Here is a 16,996-nt window from a genome sequence, read left to right on the forward strand (position 1 = left end):
GTTCGCTGCCGTCGTCGTTATTCTGACGTCGTCAACAAACCAATCTGGAAGAAGTAAAGATCACACTGAGGTCATGGGTGATGACGACAGCGGTTTTGATTGCACGAATCAAATCGCACACACGTTACTTGTATGCCTATGACCTGCTAAGGTTATAGGGACAAGCCTTACGGGCAATTAGTACTGGTTAGCTTAATGCATTACTGCACTTCCACACCCAGCCTATCAACGTCCTGGTCTCGAACGACCCTTTAAAGAGCTCAAGGCTCTGGGAAATCTCATCTCAAGGCAAGTTTCCCGCTTAGATGCTTTCAGCGGTTATCTCTTCCGAACTTAGCTACCCGGCAATGCCACTGGCGTGACAACCGGTACACCAGAGGTTCGTCCACTCCGGTCCTCTCGTACTAGGAGCAGCCCCCTTCAAATTTCCAACGCCCACGGCAGATAGGGACCAAACTGTCTCACGACGTTTTAAACCCAGCTCACGTACCACTTTAAATGGCGAACAGCCATACCCTTGGGACCGGCTACAGCCCCAGGATGTGATGAGCCGACATCGAGGTGCCAAACTCCCCCGTCGATATGAACTCTTGGGAGGAATCAGCCTGTTATCCCCAGAGTACCTTTTATCCGTTGAGCGATGGCCCTTCCATACAGAACCACCGGATCACTATGTCCTACTTTCGTACCTGCTCGACTTGTCAGTCTCGCAGTTAAGCACGCTTATGCCATTGCACTATCATCACGATGTCCGACCGTAATTAGCGTACCTTCGAACTCCTCCGTTACACTTTGGGAGGAGACCGCCCCAGTCAAACTGCCTACCATGCACTGTCCCCGATCCGGATAACGGACCAAGGTTAGAACCTCAAACAAACCAGGGTGGTATTTCAAGGTTGGCTCCACGAGAACTAGCGTCCCCGCTTCAAAGCCTCCCACCTATCCTACACAGATTGGTTCAAAGTCCAATGCAAAGCTACAGTAAAGGTTCATGGGGTCTTTCCGTCTAGCCGCGGGTAGATTGCATCATCACAAACATTTCAACTTCGCTGAGTCTCGGGAGGAGACAGTGTGGCCATCGTTACTCCATTCGTGCAGGTCGGAACTTACCCGACAAGGAATTTCGCTACCTTAGGACCGTTATAGTTACGGCCGCCGTTTACTGGGACTTCAATCAAGAGCTTGCACCCCATCATTTAATCTTCCAGCACCGGGCAGGAGTCACACCATATACGTCCACTTTCGTGTTTGCATAGTGCTGTGTTTTTATTAAACAGTCGCAGCCACCAGTTTATTGCAACCCTTTCGTCCTCATGCAGTAAAGCAATCAAACTACAAGGGCGTACCTTATCCCGAAGTTACGGTACCAATTTGCCGAGTTCCTTCTCCCGAGTTCTCTCAAGCGCCTTAGAATACTCATCTCGCCCACCTGTGTCGGTTTGCGGTACGGTCTCGTATGACTGAAGCTTAGAGGCTTTTCTTGGAACCACTTCCGATTGCTTCGTGAACAAGTTCACTCGTCTCGACCCCTTGAATTACGCTACCGGATTTGCCTAATAGCCTTCTACAAGTCAAGAACAGGCTCTTCCAACCGCCTGACAACCTTCCGCGATCCGTCCCCCCATCGCATCATACGACGGTGCAGGAATATTAACCTGCTTCCCATCAGCTACGCATCTCTGCCTCGCCTTAGGGGCCGACTCACCCTGCTCCGATGAACGTTGAACAGGAAACCTTGGGCTTTCGGCGTGGAGGCTTTTCACCCCCATTATCGCTACTCATGTCAGCATTCGCACTTCTGATACCTCCAGCATCCTTTACAAGACACCTTCGCAGGCTTACAGAACGCTCTCCTACCATATGTGTAAACACATATCCGCAGCTTCGGTGACTGGCTTAGCCCCGTTACATCTTCCGCGCAGGACGACTCGATCAGTGAGCTATTACGCTTTCTTTAAAGGATGGCTGCTTCTAAGCCAACCTCCTGACTGTTTTAGCCTTCCCACTTCGTTTTCCACTTAGCCAATCTTTGGGACCTTAGCTGGCGGTCTGGGTTGTTTCCCTCTTGACGCCGGACGTTAGCACCCGACGTCTGTCTCCCAAGCTCGCACTCATCGGTATTCGGAGTTTGCAATGGTTTGGTAAGTCGCGATGACCCCCTAGCCATAACAGTGCTCTACCCCCGATGGTGATACTTGAGGCACTACCTAAATAGTTTTCGGAGAGAACCAGCTATTTCCAAGTTTGTTTAGCCTTTCACCCCTACCCACAGCTCATCCCCTAATTTTTCAACATTAGTGGGTTCGGTCCTCCAGTGCGTGTTACCGCACCTTCAACCTGGCCATGAGTAGATCACTTGGTTTCGGGTCTACACCCAGCGACTGAACGCCCTATTCGGACTCGATTTCTCTACGGCTTCCCTATACGGTTAACCTTGCCACTGAATGTAAGTCGCTGACCCATTATACAAAAGGTACGCAGTCACGGAACAAGTCCGCTCCTACTGTTTGTATGCACACGGTTTCAGGATCTATTTCACTCCCCTTCCGGGGTTCTTTTCGCCTTTCCCTCACGGTACTGGTTCACTATCGGTCGATATCGAGTATTTAGCCTTGGAGGATGGTCCCCCCATGTTCAGACAGGATTTCTCGTGTCCCGCCCTACTTGTTGCAAGCTTAGTTCCACACTGGTCATTTCGTGTAAGGGGCTATCACCCTCTATGGCTGCACTTTCCAGAGCATTCCACTATATCCAATGCTAAAACTTGCGGCTGCTCCCATTTCGCTCGCCACTACTTTGGGAATCTCGGTTGATTTCTTTTCCTGCAGCTACTTAGATGTTTCAGTTCGCCGCGTTCGCTTCACACACCTATGTATTCAGTGAGTGATGACCACAAGGGCCGGGTTTCCCCATTCGGAAATCTGCGGATCAAAGTGTGTTTGCTCACTCCCCGCAGCTTATCGCAAGCTACTACGTCCTTCATCGCCTGATATCGCCAAGGCATCCACCATGTGCACTTATTCGCTTGTCCCTATAACGTTAGCCTCTCAGTCGTTTGCACTTCCAAGAGACGGTCATAAGGCAAACAAGTACTACGTGTTTGCTTGTATTGGCACTAGATTGCTCTTTCGAACAACTGATCGCCAATACTATTTGATTTGATACAATCAAAACCCATCAGCGCATCTCAACAATGCTTGCGCATCATTGGTTTGCACCAATAAATCTTTACTTCTTCCAAATTGTTAAAGAACAAAAACAGCTAATGATCTATCTAAAAGATCAAACCTAAATTACGTCAGCTCTCACTGATCAACTTAGGTTTGACATCTTGGTGGAGGTTGACGGGATCGAACCGACGACCCCCTGCTTGCAAAGCAGGTGCTCTCCCAGCTGAGCTAAACCCCCGAAACCGGTCATACATATCTTGGTGGGTCTGGTTGGGCTCGAACCAACGACCCCCGCGTTATCAACACGGTGCTCTAACCAACTGAGCTACAGACCCGTTTGGATCAGTACCAACCAACCATACGCAAGCTTCTGCGTATCGCCGACATTCACTGTTCTTTTCTTATTAACTAGTCGATAAGTGTGGACGCTTAACTTTCACGCAAACTCTAGAAAGGAGGTGATCCAGCCGCACCTTCCGATACGGCTACCTTGTTACGACTTCACCCCAGTCACGAATCCCACCGTGGTAAGCGCCCTCCTTACGGTTAGGCTACCTACTTCTGGTGAAACCCGCTCCCATGGTGTGACGGGCGGTGTGTACAAGACCCGGGAACGTATTCACCGCGACATGCTGATCCGCGATTACTAGCGATTCCAACTTCATGTAGTCGAGTTGCAGACTACAATCCGGACTACGATACACTTTCTGGGATTAGCTCCCCCTCGCGGGTTGGCGGCCCTCTGTATGTACCATTGTATGACGTGTGAAGCCCTACCCATAAGGGCCATGAGGACTTGACGTCATCCCCACCTTCCTCCGGTTTGTCACCGGCAGTCTCATTAGAGTGCCCTTTCGTAGCAACTAATGACAAGGGTTGCGCTCGTTGCGGGACTTAACCCAACATCTCACGACACGAGCTGACGACAGCCATGCAGCACCTGTGTTACGGTTCTCTTTCGAGCACTCCCTGATCTCTCAAGGATTCCGTACATGTCAAGGGTAGGTAAGGTTTTTCGCGTTGCATCGAATTAATCCACATCATCCACCGCTTGTGCGGGTCCCCGTCAATTCCTTTGAGTTTTAATCTTGCGACCGTACTCCCCAGGCGGTCTACTTCACGCGTTAGCTGCGTTACCAAGACAATTAAGTCCCGACAACTAGTAGACATCGTTTAGGGCGTGGACTACCAGGGTATCTAATCCTGTTTGCTCCCCACGCTTTCGTGCATGAGCGTCAGTGTTATCCCAGGGGGCTGCCTTCGCCATCGGTATTCCTCCACATCTCTACGCATTTCACTGCTACACGTGGAATTCTACCCCCCTCTGACACACTCTAGCCGGGCAGTCACAAATGCAATTCCCAGGTTGAGCCCGGGGATTTCACATCTGTCTTACCAAACCGCCTGCGCACGCTTTACGCCCAGTAATTCCGATTAACGCTTGCACCCTACGTATTACCGCGGCTGCTGGCACGTAGTTAGCCGGTGCTTATTCTTCAGGTACCGTCATTAGTGATCTGTATTAGAGTCCACCGTTTCTTCCCTGACAAAAGAGCTTTACAACCCGAAGGCCTTCTTCACTCACGCGGCATTGCTGGATCAGGCTTTCGCCCATTGTCCAAAATTCCCCACTGCTGCCTCCCGTAGGAGTCTGGACCGTGTCTCAGTTCCAGTGTGGCTGGTCGTCCTCTCAGACCAGCTACTGATCGAAGCCTTGGTAGGCCTTTACCCCACCAACTAGCTAATCAGATATCGGCCGCTCCATGAGCATGAGGTCTTGCGATCCCCCACTTTCATCCGTAGATCGTATGCGGTATTAGCGCAACTTTCGCTGCGTTATCCCCCACTCTAGGGTACGTTCCGATATATTACTCACCCGTTCGCCACTCGCCACCAGGAGCAAGCTCCCGTGCTGCCGTTCGACTTGCATGTGTAAGGCATGCCGCCAGCGTTCAATCTGAGCCAGGATCAAACTCTTCAGTTCAATCTCTGTTTTATGTCATTGCTGACATGGTTCTTTCGAACCGGTCGCTCACTCAAAATACTGACAGGTACTTTCGTTTAACCGAAAGTATCTATATTTCTTTGTGAGCATTTAATATTTAAAGTTATGACAGCGAATAAATTCACTGCCGCGCTTCCATTAAACGCCCACACTTATCGACTGTTAATTTTTAAAGAACTTCTTGCCTGCTTCGCTGTTTCAGCGACGCTGCGAATCGTTTTGTTCGTCAGCAGCAGAGAGATGAGATTATGTGGCATGTCTTCGTTTTCGTCAACATCTTTTTAAGAAACTTTTTAAAAAGATTCGTTTTAAATTCCTTCAAAACGACTGACCAAAAACCCAACTACTACCACCTCTTCTACACCCCCATCACTTCTCAATTCAGCTCGCTACACTCTGCGTTTCGCTGCTTGTTCTGCGACGGGAGCCGAACTATAGCAAAGCATTTCAAACCTTGGCAAGTACTTTTGAGAAAATACTTTAAATCTTTTTAACAAGCGCTTTTATTAAAGCGATTTGCCTCTCTATAGAAGCCTTACTTTGCCTTGTGATAACTCGTTACCAGATCCACTTCATTCTTCGATCCTAGGAATACCGGCACACGTTGATGCAGCTTTTCCGGTTGAATATCCAATATGCGTTGCTGACCATCGGTTGCGGCACCACCAGCCTGCTCCACCAGGAATGCCATCGGGTTGGCCTCATACATAAGGCGTAGCTTGCCCGGCTTGTCCGGCTCGCGCGCATCCGCCGGATACATGAAAATACCGCCGCGATTAAGGATGCGATGTACATCTGCCACCATCGAAGCAATCCAGCGCATATTGAAATCCTTGCCGCGCGGACCTGTTGTACCGGCCAGCATTTCATCCACGTAGCGCTTGACCGGCGCATGCCAGTGGCGTGCGTTCGATGCATTAATCGCAAACTCCTTGGTGTCCGCTGGAATCTGCATATTCTTGTGCGTCATGACCCACGAACCCATTTCACGGTCTAGCGTGAAACATTGCACGCCATTACCGGTCGTCAGCACCAGCACCGTTTGTGGTCCATAGACAGCGTAACCGGCAACCACCTGCTTGCTACCCGGCTGCAGGAAATCCTGTTCTGTTGGTGCCTGCATGCCGTCGGCTGCCTTCAATACCGAAAAAATGGTACCGATTGATACGTTGACATCAATATTGCTGGAGCCATCCAGTGGATCGAACAACAAAAGGTATTCGCCCATAGGGTAGCGATTCGGAATCGGATGGATGGTTTCCATCTCTTCCGATGCCATGGCCGCCAGGTGACCGCCCCACTCATTAGCTTCCAGCAAAATATCGTTGGAAATAATATCTAGCTTCTTTTGCACTTCGCCCTGGACGTTTTCGCTTTCTGCCGACCCCATTACTTCACCGAGCTCACCTTTGCCCACCGCGTGGCTAATGGTTTTACAGGCGCGAGCGACGACTTCTATCAATAGGCGCAACTCAGCCGGGATAGTGTTGTGCAGCCGTTGCTCTTCAATCAGGTACTGGGTGAGACTGATGCGTTTCATGAGGTCCTTTAATCTTTTATTTGCTGACTTTAATCAAACTGCTAGGCCGTACTCTGCCGTTTTGACCGGCAATTGTAAGCTGCTCTATTACTTCTCTATCAATTAGCTCACTACATCAGGTGGCTGCGAGCGACTTTGTCACCACTTCCTTCGTGTCCTTCGACAACTTGGCAGCGGCCACCTGTTTCAGCGCTGCATGCATTTTTTCCTGCAATTCCGGCGCATATTTGCGCCAGCGATCCAGGCTGCGTGCCAACCGTGCTGCGACTTGAGGATTAATTGCGTCCAGTGCGATTACTTGCTCAGCCCAGAATACATAGCCACTCCCATCTAGGGCGTGGAAGCGTGACGGATTGCCATTACAGAAGCTGAATATCAGACTGCGCGCACGATTCGGGTTCTTGATAGAAAACGCCTTGTGCTGCATCAGCTTGCGTACGGCAGCCACATCGATAGTGCGTGCCATTGCCTGCAAGCTGAACCATTTATCAATAACCAAAGGCTCTTGCTCGAACTCGCTGTAAAACCTGGCCAGCGCCGCCACCTTGCCTGGGGCATGGCTGTTGGCCAATGCAGACAAGGACGCCATACGGTCGGTCATATTGTTAGCACTGTCATATTGGGCTTGCGCCAATGCATGCGCATCGGCGTCATCCAACTCCGCTATATAAGAGAGCGCCAGATTCTTCAACGCGCGCTTGCCGGACGATGTTGCATCCGGGCTGTAAGCACTTCCAGTTTGGTTGGCTTTATAAGCGGCCAGGAAATCGGCTCGCAAAGCCTGCGCCAAGGAATGACGCAAAAAGCGCCGCGCAGTGTGGATCGCCTGCGGATCAATGACATCCATTTGTTCTGCAATCACCGTTTCCGCCGGCAAAGTGAGCACCGTTTCGCGGAAAGCCGGATCGAGCTGCGCATCGTTCAATGTTGCGCGCAAACTGTCGCTCAATGCGGGATCGACGCTCAATGCATCGGATTGTTGCGAGGCCGAAGTCAATGCCAGCAAACGGCGCGTCGCCAGACGCTGGCCTGCCTCCCAACGATTAAATGGATCGCTGTCATGTGCCATCAGGAAAGCCAGCTCGTCTTCGCTGTAATCGTATTCCAGCACCACAGGCGCTGAGAAGTTACGCAACATCGACGGCACCGGCTTTTCATTGACTTCAGTGAAGCGGAAAGTTTGCTGCGCCGAAGTCAATTCCAGCACGACTGTACCTATCGCTGCCACTTCACCATCGAGCTTCAAAGTCATGTCTTTGCCGCTGCTATCGAGCAAACCCACCGCGACCGGGATATGGAAAGACAATTTCTTCGCCTGTCCCGGCGTTGCCGGACAAGATTGCGAAAGCGTGATGTCGTAGGTTTTGCTGGCGGCATCGTAAAATGTCTGGGCCGTGACGCGCGGCGTACCGGCCTGACTGTACCAGCGCTCGAACTGCGTCAGATCGCGACCATTGGCCGCCGACATCGCTGCACGGAAGTCATCGCACTCAACCGCTTGCCCGTCATGACGCTTGAAATACAGGTCCATGCCCTTGCGAAAACCATCGCGGCCCAGCAAGGTTTGGTACATACGCACGACTTCCGAGCCCTTCTCATAAATCGTGACTGTATAAAAGTTGCTGATCTCGACAAACGAGTCTGGTCGCACCGGATGCGCCATCGGGCCCGCATCTTCCGGAAATTGCGCCTGGCGCAATACGCGTACGTCATCAATACGTTTCACCGCGCGGCCGCTCTCAGTGCCCACCATGTCGGCCGAAAATTCCTGATCGCGGAAAACGGTCAGACCTTCTTTTAAAGATAATTGAAACCAGTCGCGACACGTCACGCGGTTGCCAGTCCAGTTATGAAAATACTCATGGCCGACCACGGCTTCGATATTGGCGTAATCGACATCAGTTGCGATGCGCGGATTGGCCAGCACATACTTGGTGTTGAAAATATTCAAACCCTTGTTTTCCATCGCGCCCATATTGAAGTCGCCGACGGCAACGATCATGAAGCGATCAAGATCCAGTTCCAGCCCAAAACGCTCTTCATCCCAGCGTATGCTGTTGATCAGCGAATCCATCGCGTGTTGCGTCTTGTCCAGATTGCCGTCTTCCACCCAAACCTGCAGCAAGGCATCGCGACCGGACTTGAGCTTGATCGTTTCTTGCTGGCAAACCAACTGACCAGCCACCAACGCAAACAGATAAGACGGCTTCTTAAAAGGATCTTCCCACAGCGCGTAATGACGACCGTCGCCCAGATCACCTTCTTCTATCAAGTTGCCGTTCGACAGCAACACCGGATATTTTTTCTTGTCGGCGCGCAGCATGACGGTGTACTTCGCCATCACATCCGGGCGATCCGGGAAATAAGTGATTTTGCGGAAGCCTTCGGCTTCGCATTGCGTGAAAAAATTCCCGTTCGATACGTACAAACCCATCAGGGACGTATTTTTGTCTGGCCGGATCAGCGTTTCAATGTCCAGCGTGATGGCATTTAAAGCCACAGGTATGCGCAATACGCCCGCTTTCACCGAGTAATCTCGCTTGGACAGGGCTTTGCCATTCAAGCGGATTTGCACCAGTTCCACTTCTTCGCCGTACAACACCACCACCTTTTCATTGCTGGCCGCATTGCGTTCCAGCGTAATGCGGGTCGCTACGCGGGTTGCAGACGGATCAAGGTCAAACCCCATCTGGACGGTGCGGACCCAATAGCTTGGTGGCGTGTAGTCTTTGCGATAAATCGCAGGGGAAGTGTCGGTGCGCATAAGAAGTGGCTTCGGTGGGAGTAAGGCAAAATACCATTTTACCAATCATGCGATTGAAAATGGTATCGACATGCAATCTGGACGCACAAGGCTGTTAACCGCAAGCAGGCGTGTAGTTGTTATACGGGAAAATCCAGCAAAACTCTTTCAACGCTGCACGCGGATCATATATGCAAGCGCAGGAAACAGCTTTGCTGCTTACAAAATGTAACTGCGCTTTTACGGATTACCGCTATCCTGTCTATGTCTACAAGGAGAATCAAATTGCGTCGCCGTTTATTGTTACTCATAGCCCTATCCAGCCTGTTTCTCAGTGGTTGCGCCTCATTTATACGAAATGACGTGATCGCATTTCATGAGTGGCCGGCTGATCTACAAAATAAAACCTATATTTTCGATCGTAAAACCGACCAGCAAAACGATCTTGAATATCGCAGTTATGAAAATCTGGTGCGCAATGAACTGGGCCGCCTCGGCTTTGCAGAAGCGCAAGATCCGCGCGGCGCCAATCTGAAGGTGGGTATCAACTACCGAATTGATATGCGCGATGTACAAACCGTACAACCTGTGATCGTCGACCCTTATTGGCCTTACTACCCGTATGGCCCTAGATGGCGTGGGTATTACGGCCCGTATTACGATCCGTTCTGGCACCCCGGACCCGTGACGCAGTATCAGGAAGTGCATTACCAGTTATTCCAGCGTCAACTCAACGTCCTGATTACGCGCAGCAAGGATGGAAAAAAACTGTATGACGTTACCGTCAACAGCGATGGTGCCAATGGTTCGCTGGCGTTCGCCATGCCGTATATGGTGCGCAGCGCTTTTTCAGATTTTCCGGGACCTAGCGGGGTGGCACGTCGCATGAAACTGGAAATCAAGGAATAAGCCGTTCGTTCCACATGCTCACGCAGCACTAACAAATAAAAACGGCGACCTGCAGGTCGCCGATTTTAATCCATCCTGGCTTGCCATCAAGGCATGTAATACGCTTGCGACCCAAACGTCAGCGCAACCACGATCGCCACGCCAAAGGCGAGCAATAGCAGCAAACGGCCAAATTTGGGATTGCCATCGGATTCCGCAGCGATATCCTCCACCTGCGGCTCGTCAGGCTTGATGCCATCTGTATTCAATTCTTGCATCACAACTCCTTAGGGAATCAAAATCGATGAACCTGTGGTTTTGCGGGACTCAAGATCGCGGTGCGCTTGTGCCACATTCTTCAGTGCATAACGCTGATTGATATCGATCTTGATCTTGCCGCTCTCCACCATGCCGAACAATTCTGCTGCCATGCTTTCCAGATCATCGCGCTTTGCCGTGTAATTGAACAGCGAAGGACGCGTGATAAATAAAGACCCCCGTGTCGCTAGCTCATTCAAGCCGAACGGCGGCACCGCGCCGGATGCACTGCCGAAATTGACCATCATCCCTAACGGTGAAAGGCAATCCAGCGAACCGATGAAAGTGTCTTTGCCAATCGAGTCATAAACTACCGGCACGCCTTTTCCGCCTGTGATTTCTTTCACGCGCTCAACAAAATTTTCCTTGTTGTAATTAATCGTATGTACGCAGCCGTTGGCTTTGGCCAAAGCAGCCTTTTCATCCGAACCTACCGTACCTATCATCGTCACGCCCAAAGCACGCGCCCATTGACAGGCAATCAGACCGACACCGCCTGCCGCTGCGTGGAACAGAATTGTTTCACCGCCCTGCAGACGGAATGTGCGGCGAAACAGATATTGCACGGTCAAACCCTGCAACATCATCGCGGCAGCCGTTTCAAAACTGATGGATTCCGGCAGCTTGACCAATATGTCTGCTGGCATCACGCGCGCTTCTGCGTAAGCACCGAGCGGTCGGCCGGCATACGCAACGCGATCGCCGACTTTGACATGCGAGACATTTGCCCCCACTGCCTCGATCACGCCCGCGCCTTCCATACCCAAAGCACCAGGTAAAGGCTGCGGATAGAGGCCGGTACGAAAATACACATCAATGAAGTTCAAGCCGCAAGCCATATGGCGTACCAGCACTTCGCCGGTACCTGGAGCGGGCAGATCGACGTCAATATATTCCATCACATCGGGAGCGCCGGTCTCTTTAATCCTGATTGCTTTTGTCATGCGTGGCTCGCTTATACATTTGGTTTATCGGTAGGGCAAATACCTAAGCGCAAGACGCCCACCTTCAGCACTTTTCTGCAATATCAAAGCGGGTGCCGGCTCTGCTGATACCTGCCTATGATTTCTTTTTGGACAAAAGATAAATTCCACACAATACCAATGCGGTGCCTGCCAATTGAATGCTGGTGATCGGCTCACCCAATATCCAGGCGGCCAGAAAAAGCGTGGATACCGGCCCGATCATACCCGCTTGCGATGCCGTCGCCGCGCCTATACGGTCCACCGCGATCATGGTCAAAAATACCGGCAGTACGGTACAAAAGAATGCATTGATCATCGACAGGCTGTATACATCCATAGGTTGTATCAACATCGACGCTGGACGCAAGACAAAAAATTGAGTTATGCAGGCAACACTGGATACGCACATTGCATAGGCGACCAGACGTAATGCGCCTACACGCCTGACCAGTTCACCAGAAGCCAGTAAATAGACCGCGTACGAAATCGCGCTACCCAGAACGAACAAGCCACCTATTGTGACATTCGCGCCCCCGATACGAACGTCATGCACGAAGACCAGCACTGTTCCAAGATAAGAAGTACCCAGCGCCGCCCATTCGATCGCCGTGATTTTTTTCTTCATCAAGAAAACGGAAATCAACAGCACGAACGAGGGTGTCAAAAATAAAATCAGGCGTTCCAGACCAGCAGAAATATATTGCAGGCCGAGGAAATCGAGAAAACTGGAAAGGTAGTAACCCAGCAAACCGAGTATCACGATCTGCCCTTTTTCCACCGTACTCAAAGACTGAGCCGTACGGGCTTTCCATATCGCGATCACGATGAAAAATGGCAGCGAAAACATCATGCGGAAAGCAATCAGCGTCACCGCATCAACGTTATAGCGGTAGATCAGTTTGGCGACTATGGCCTTGGTAGAGAACAGAACCGCGCCCACGATGGCGATCAGCAGACCAATCAGGAACAGCTTGCGCGGGGAGGAAGGTGAGGTTGCAACTGTCATGCCGCAATTGTAAAGGCTAAGCGCATTTCCGGCTTTCCGTCGCCGCAATCGTCATTGTGCATCGTTGCAGCGAGCATCCCAGATCGTATGCCCGCCTTGTCGGTTTGAGTAACCGGCTGCGGATAAATAGCAGGGAATTTAAAACAAGTGGCCGAGTTTGGCGGCCTTGGTCGTCAGGTAACGCTCGTTGAATGGATTGCGTGTAATCACCAGTGGTACGCGCTCCACTACTTTCAAACCGAGTTGTTCGAGTGCGGTGATCTTGCGCGGATTATTCGTCATCAGACGCAAGGTAGAAATCTGTAAATGCTGCAGCATCGGTTTGCACAATTTGTAATTACGTTGATCCGGCTTAAAGCCCAGTGCTTCGTTGGCTTCGACGGTATCAGCACCGGCATCCTGCAATTGATAGGCGCGGATTTTATTGACGAGACCGATGCCGCGACCTTCCTGCCGTAAATAAAACAAGGCGCCGCGACCTTCTTCCGCGATTTTTTGCAAAGCCGCTTCCAGTTGAGGACCGCAATCACAACGCAAGCTGAACAAAGCGTCCCCGGTTAGGCATTCAGAATGAATACGGGCCAACACCGGTTCGCCATTACCAACATCGCCCAAAGTGATGGCAACATGCTCCTTGCCGGTGGCCGGTTCGACAAACGCATGCAGGCGAAATGTCGCCCACGGCATAGGGAGTTCGCAAGAGGCGGCGTAATCGAGCTCAGATTCGGACGGGACAACCGCACTCACGGCGGTCGCAGTGGCAAGACTTGGATTCATGGTTTCAGCGCTAATCGATCAATCAACAAACGCAGCACATGTCTTTTTGACATGTACTGCGTTTTTTATCAGAAGACGAAGGATATCAGGCTGGGAGCAATTCGTTTATGGTGTTGCTCGTTTGCGCCAATGCTTTATCGACGCCGGCATCACCCATTGCCAGACCTTCACTATGAATAAAGGTTACATCGGTCAGACCGATGAAGCCCAATACTGCACGCAAATAAGTGCCGTGGAAGTCCATCGCTGCATAAGGGCCTTCGCTGTACACCCCACCGCGCGACGTGAAGACATAGACTTTTTTACCGGTCAATTGGCCGACTGGGCCCTTGTCCGTATATTTAAACGTCACGCCGGCACGTGCCACATGATCGATCCACGCTTTCAACCCAGAGGTGATCGAAAAGTTATACATAGGCGCGCCGATCACAATGACGTCTGCATCGAACAATTCCTGTACCAAGGTTTCAGACAGTTTGGCGATCTCTATCTGCTCTGGCGAGCGTTGTTCTGCAGGCGTAAAGAATGCGCCCAATGTTTGCTCGGTCAGATGTGGCAAGGGATGCGCCGCCAGGTCGCGATCGACAATCACGCTATTAGGCTCTTTGGCCTTCCATTTGGCCAGGAACTCGCTAGTTACCTTGCGCGAGATTGAATCACTGTTACGAACGCTGCTGTTGATATTGAGAATCTTGGTCATGATGAAGCTCGCTTTCTTGTCAATGTGGGGGCCGACCCGCGCGGCTACAGATTTCAGAGAATCCATGCGCGGGCATTCGACCTGACTGATTAATTAAAACTTGGGTTTTAAAATGTGTTTCTGTTTGCTTGCAATCATCATAGGAGAGGATTAGCATCAAGAAAACCCACATTGTTTAACTGATTAGCATCGATTTTTTAAATATGAGAGATCCCGGACTCCCTACGCTGGAGCAATTACGCGTATTTATCGCAGTCATAGACCAAGGCAGTTTTTCCAAGGCTGCGCGCGAATTACACCGTACACAATCGGTCGTCAGCTATACGATTGCCAATCTGGAGGCGCAGTTGAATGTCGCCTTGTTCGATCGCAGCAAACGCAAACCGACACTCACCGAAGCCGGTAAAGCCTTGCTGGCCGATGCGCGCACGGTGTCTATGAAAGTCGATGCGCTGCGGGCCCGCGCCAAGACCCTAGCGCAAGGTGTGGAAGCAGAGGTCTCGATCGCAGTCGATGTGATGTTCCCCAATTGTCGCCTGGTCGCGGCACTGCAGGCGTTCCAGCTTCAATTTCCAACGGTGGGATTGCGCTTGCGAATCGAGGCGTTGGGCGCCGTGATGCATTTGGTCAGCGAGCGCGTATGCCAGATCGGCATTACCGGACCGATGCTCGATTTTTCGGATGCTTTTCAAAGCCAGCCGGTCGGCTCCATCACGATGATTCCGGTTGCTGCACCTACGCATCCGCTGGCGCTGATAGACGGTATTATCTCCACCGAAATGGCGCGCGATTATACGCAACTGGTACTGACCGATCGTAGCCAGCTGACGGCGGGACAGAACTTCGGCGTGATCGCGGTGCGCGACTGGCGCCTGGGCGATCTGGGTGCCAAGCATATGCTGCTGCGCACAGGACTGGGCTGGGGCTCGATGCCGGAAGAAATGATTCGCGAAGATCTGGATCAAGGGAAACTGGTGCATCTGAAGCTGGCACACATGATCAGCCTCGAATATACGCTGCACATGATCAACCGGGTCGATGAGGCACCGGGACTGGCCGGGCGCTGGCTGATGCGGTATTTGCTGGATCACACACCGACATGATGCGACGGACCATTTTTATAGCCAGCTTGAAGCACACCGGTCGATATAAGAATGGCGCTCATATTTAACAAAAAAAAGCGCCTTAACAAAAAAGAGCGCCATTCGATTCAGCCGGAAGTGAAGGGAAAATTGAAGGGATCAGTCACCATCCGGGCCACATGGCAGCCGGATGATGCAAACCCATTTACTTTTTCATGATCGAGCCCAGCACGCCGCGTATGATTTCGCGGCCCACGGTAGAACCCATCGTGCGCACCGCAGATTTCATCATCGCTTCCACAATAGTGTCACTGCGCCGGCCGCTGGTTTTCTTGCCGCCGCCCAGTATGCTGCCCAGCACATCGGCAAAGCCGCCTTCGCTTTCCGCTTCGGCAGTCTTGGTAGCAGGCGCTTCCCTGGTCTGTGCTTTTTCTGTCACGCGCCCCTTGATTTTTTCGTAGGCTGACTCGCGATCGACGGTTTTTTCATATATGCCTGCCACTACCGAATTCGCCATCAAGGCCGAACGTTCGGCATCCGTGATCGGCCCGATTTGAGATGCCGGAGGCAAAACAAAGCCACGTTCAACAATCGTTGGCCGGCCTTTTTCATCCAGGAAGGACACCAGCGCCTCGCCCACACCCAGCTCGGTAATGACTTGCACGATATTCAGCGCGGGATTCGGGCGGAAGGTTTCTGCCGCTGCCTGCACCGCCTTTTGGTCGCGCGGCGTATAGGCACGCAAGGCGTGCTGCACGCGATTGCCAAGCTGGCCCAGCACGGTATCGGGAATATCCAGCGGATTCTGCGTGACAAAATACACCCCTACGCCTTTGGAACGAATCAGGCGCACCACTTGTTCGATTTTTTGCAGCAAAGGCTTAGGGGCTTCGGCAAACAACAGGTGCGCTTCATCAAAAAAGAAGGCCAGTTTCGGTTTATCCAGATCACCTACCTCGGGTAATTGTTCAAACAACTCGGACAACATCCACAGCAGGAAAGTCGAATACAGTCGCGGTGCATTCATCAGCTTGTCGGCCGCGAGTATATTGATGATGCCCTTGCCTCTGGCATCGGTTTGCAGCAAGTCCTCGATATTCAGCATGGGTTCGCCGAAGAACTGGTCGCCGCCCTGCTCCTCGATCCCGATCAAGCCGCGCTGAATGGCACCGATGCTGGCGGCGGAAATATTGCCGTATTCAGTCTGAAACGTCGCCGCATTGTCGCCAACCTGCTGCAGCATCGCGCGTAAATCCTTGATATCCAGCAGCAGCAAGCCCTGATCGTCGGCAATCTTGAATACCAGTTGCAGCACCCCTTGCTGCGTATCGTTCAAATTGAGCATACGCGCCAGCAAGAGCGGCCCCAGATCGGAAATCGTGGCCCGCACCGGATGGCCTTTTTCGCCATACACATCCCAGAAGGTCACGGGTGCGCCGGCCCAGACCGGCTCTGGTACTTCCAGCATGGCGTAGCGTTCCTTCACTTTGCCGCTCGATGTGCCAGCTTTAGCGATACCGGACAAATCCCCTTTGACATCCGCCATGAAAACCGGCACGCCGATATCCGACAAGGCTTGCGCAAATGTCTGCAATGTCACGGTTTTACCGGTACCGGTGGCGCCGGTAATACAACCATGCCGATTGGCAAGTTCAGGCAAGAGCCTGAGTTCGTGTTCTTTATTTTTTGCAATCAGCAGCGGATTCGGCATGTTTTATGTCCACAAAGGGTAAGGTTTGACGTGCAGGCGGTATGGTAAAATCCGCGCTTCATTATAGCTAACTCATCAGGAAAGATTCGTC

General features: G+C 51.7%; 10 protein-coding genes, 2 tRNA genes and 2 rRNA genes. 2 read left to right on the forward strand and 12 right to left on the reverse strand.

Going from position 1 to position 16,996, the window contains the following annotated elements:
- Positions 1-156 precede the first annotated feature (156 nt).
- The 6 genes from ACFQO0_RS03920 to pepN all read right to left on the reverse strand — a co-directional run bounded on the left by ACFQO0_RS03920 (position 157) and on the right by pepN (position 9,479).
- Positions 157-3,031: ribosomal RNA gene (locus ACFQO0_RS03920) — 23S ribosomal RNA — on the reverse strand.
- Positions 3,032-3,332: 301 nt separating this feature from the next.
- A tRNA-Ala gene (locus ACFQO0_RS03925) sits at positions 3,333-3,408 on the reverse strand.
- Positions 3,409-3,428: 20 nt separating this feature from the next.
- Positions 3,429-3,505, reverse strand: a tRNA-Ile gene (locus ACFQO0_RS03930).
- Between the two features lie 116 nt (positions 3,506-3,621).
- A 16S ribosomal RNA gene (locus ACFQO0_RS03935) occupies positions 3,622-5,154 on the reverse strand.
- Together the 16S and 23S rRNA genes with 2 tRNA genes alongside form the textbook arrangement of a ribosomal RNA operon.
- A gap of 556 nt (positions 5,155-5,710) precedes the next feature.
- A complete protein-coding gene (locus ACFQO0_RS03940) occupies positions 5,711-6,715 on the reverse strand; it encodes a class 1 fructose-bisphosphatase (RefSeq protein ID WP_382232726.1) in 1,005 nt (334 codons plus the stop codon).
- A gap of 115 nt (positions 6,716-6,830) precedes the next feature.
- Positions 6,831-9,479 carry an aminopeptidase N gene (gene pepN / locus ACFQO0_RS03945; protein WP_382232727.1) on the reverse strand — a complete coding sequence of 883 codons (2,649 nt, stop codon included), beginning with the start codon at positions 9,477-9,479 and terminating at the stop codon, positions 6,831-6,833.
- Positions 9,480-9,821: 342 nt separating this feature from the next.
- On the opposite strand from pepN, the gene ACFQO0_RS03950 reads away from it, so the two are divergent.
- Complete coding sequence (locus tag ACFQO0_RS03950) at positions 9,822-10,367, forward strand: DUF4136 domain-containing protein (protein WP_382232729.1); 546 nt, start codon at positions 9,822-9,824, stop codon at positions 10,365-10,367.
- An 86-nt stretch (positions 10,368-10,453) separates the two neighbouring features.
- On the opposite strand, the gene ACFQO0_RS03955 is transcribed toward ACFQO0_RS03950, so the two are convergent.
- The 5 genes from ACFQO0_RS03955 to ACFQO0_RS03975 all read right to left on the reverse strand — a co-directional run bounded on the left by ACFQO0_RS03955 (position 10,454) and on the right by ACFQO0_RS03975 (position 14,112).
- Positions 10,454-10,624 (reverse strand): hypothetical protein, encoded by a 171-nt coding sequence (locus tag ACFQO0_RS03955; protein ID WP_382232730.1) that lies wholly within the window; start codon positions 10,622-10,624, stop codon positions 10,454-10,456.
- Between the two features lie 9 nt (positions 10,625-10,633).
- Positions 10,634-11,608 carry a quinone oxidoreductase family protein gene (locus ACFQO0_RS03960; protein ID WP_382232731.1) on the reverse strand — a complete coding sequence of 325 codons (975 nt, stop codon included), beginning with the start codon at positions 11,606-11,608 and terminating at the stop codon, positions 10,634-10,636.
- A 115-nt stretch (positions 11,609-11,723) separates the two neighbouring features.
- Complete coding sequence (locus tag ACFQO0_RS03965; RefSeq protein ID WP_382232732.1) at positions 11,724-12,635, reverse strand: DMT family transporter; 912 nt, start codon at positions 12,633-12,635, stop codon at positions 11,724-11,726.
- Between the two features lie 138 nt (positions 12,636-12,773).
- Positions 12,774-13,412, reverse strand: coding sequence for a GTP cyclohydrolase II (gene ribA, locus ACFQO0_RS03970; protein WP_382232733.1), 639 nt, complete (start codon positions 13,410-13,412; stop codon positions 12,774-12,776).
- 85 nt (positions 13,413-13,497) lie between these two features.
- Positions 13,498-14,112 (reverse strand): FMN-dependent NADH-azoreductase, encoded by a 615-nt coding sequence (locus tag ACFQO0_RS03975; protein ID WP_382232734.1) that lies wholly within the window; start codon positions 14,110-14,112, stop codon positions 13,498-13,500.
- Positions 14,113-14,315: 203 nt separating this feature from the next.
- On the opposite strand from ACFQO0_RS03975, the gene ACFQO0_RS03980 reads away from it, so the two are divergent.
- Positions 14,316-15,215 (forward strand): LysR family transcriptional regulator, encoded by a 900-nt coding sequence (locus ACFQO0_RS03980; protein WP_382232735.1) that lies wholly within the window; start codon positions 14,316-14,318, stop codon positions 15,213-15,215.
- A 184-nt stretch (positions 15,216-15,399) separates the two neighbouring features.
- Here the strand turns inward: ACFQO0_RS03980 and ACFQO0_RS03985 are convergent, their stop codons facing one another.
- Entirely contained in the window at positions 15,400-16,905 is a 1,506-nt protein-coding gene (locus tag ACFQO0_RS03985; protein WP_382232736.1) for a helicase HerA-like C-terminal domain-containing protein, read from the reverse strand.
- Between the last annotated feature and the right edge of the window lie 91 nt (positions 16,906-16,996).

The sequence above is a fragment of the Herminiimonas aquatilis genome (assembly GCF_042665175.1).
GTDB classification, from domain to species: domain Bacteria; phylum Pseudomonadota; class Gammaproteobacteria; order Burkholderiales; family Burkholderiaceae_D; genus Oxalicibacterium; species Oxalicibacterium aquatilis.

Coding starts and splice junctions, on each gene's coding strand:
- ACFQO0_RS03940 (WP_382232726.1), bottom strand. CDS start 6,715: ATGAAACGCATCAGTCTCACCCAGTACCTGATTGAAGAGCAACGGCTG.
- pepN (WP_382232727.1), bottom strand. CDS start 9,479: ATGCGCACCGACACTTCCCCTGCGATTTATCGCAAAGACTACACGCCA.
- ACFQO0_RS03955 (WP_382232730.1), bottom strand. CDS start 10,624: ATGCAAGAATTGAATACAGATGGCATCAAGCCTGACGAGCCGCAGGTG.
- ACFQO0_RS03960 (WP_382232731.1), bottom strand. CDS start 11,608: ATGACAAAAGCAATCAGGATTAAAGAGACCGGCGCTCCCGATGTGATG.
- ACFQO0_RS03965 (WP_382232732.1), bottom strand. CDS start 12,635: ATGACAGTTGCAACCTCACCTTCCTCCCCGCGCAAGCTGTTCCTGATT.
- ribA (WP_382232733.1), bottom strand. CDS start 13,412: ATGAATCCAAGTCTTGCCACTGCGACCGCCGTGAGTGCGGTTGTCCCG.
- ACFQO0_RS03975 (WP_382232734.1), bottom strand. CDS start 14,112: ATGACCAAGATTCTCAATATCAACAGCAGCGTTCGTAACAGTGATTCA.
- ACFQO0_RS03980 (WP_382232735.1), top strand. CDS start 14,316: ATGAGAGATCCCGGACTCCCTACGCTGGAGCAATTACGCGTATTTATC.
- ACFQO0_RS03985 (WP_382232736.1), bottom strand. CDS start 16,905: ATGCCGAATCCGCTGCTGATTGCAAAAAATAAAGAACACGAACTCAGG.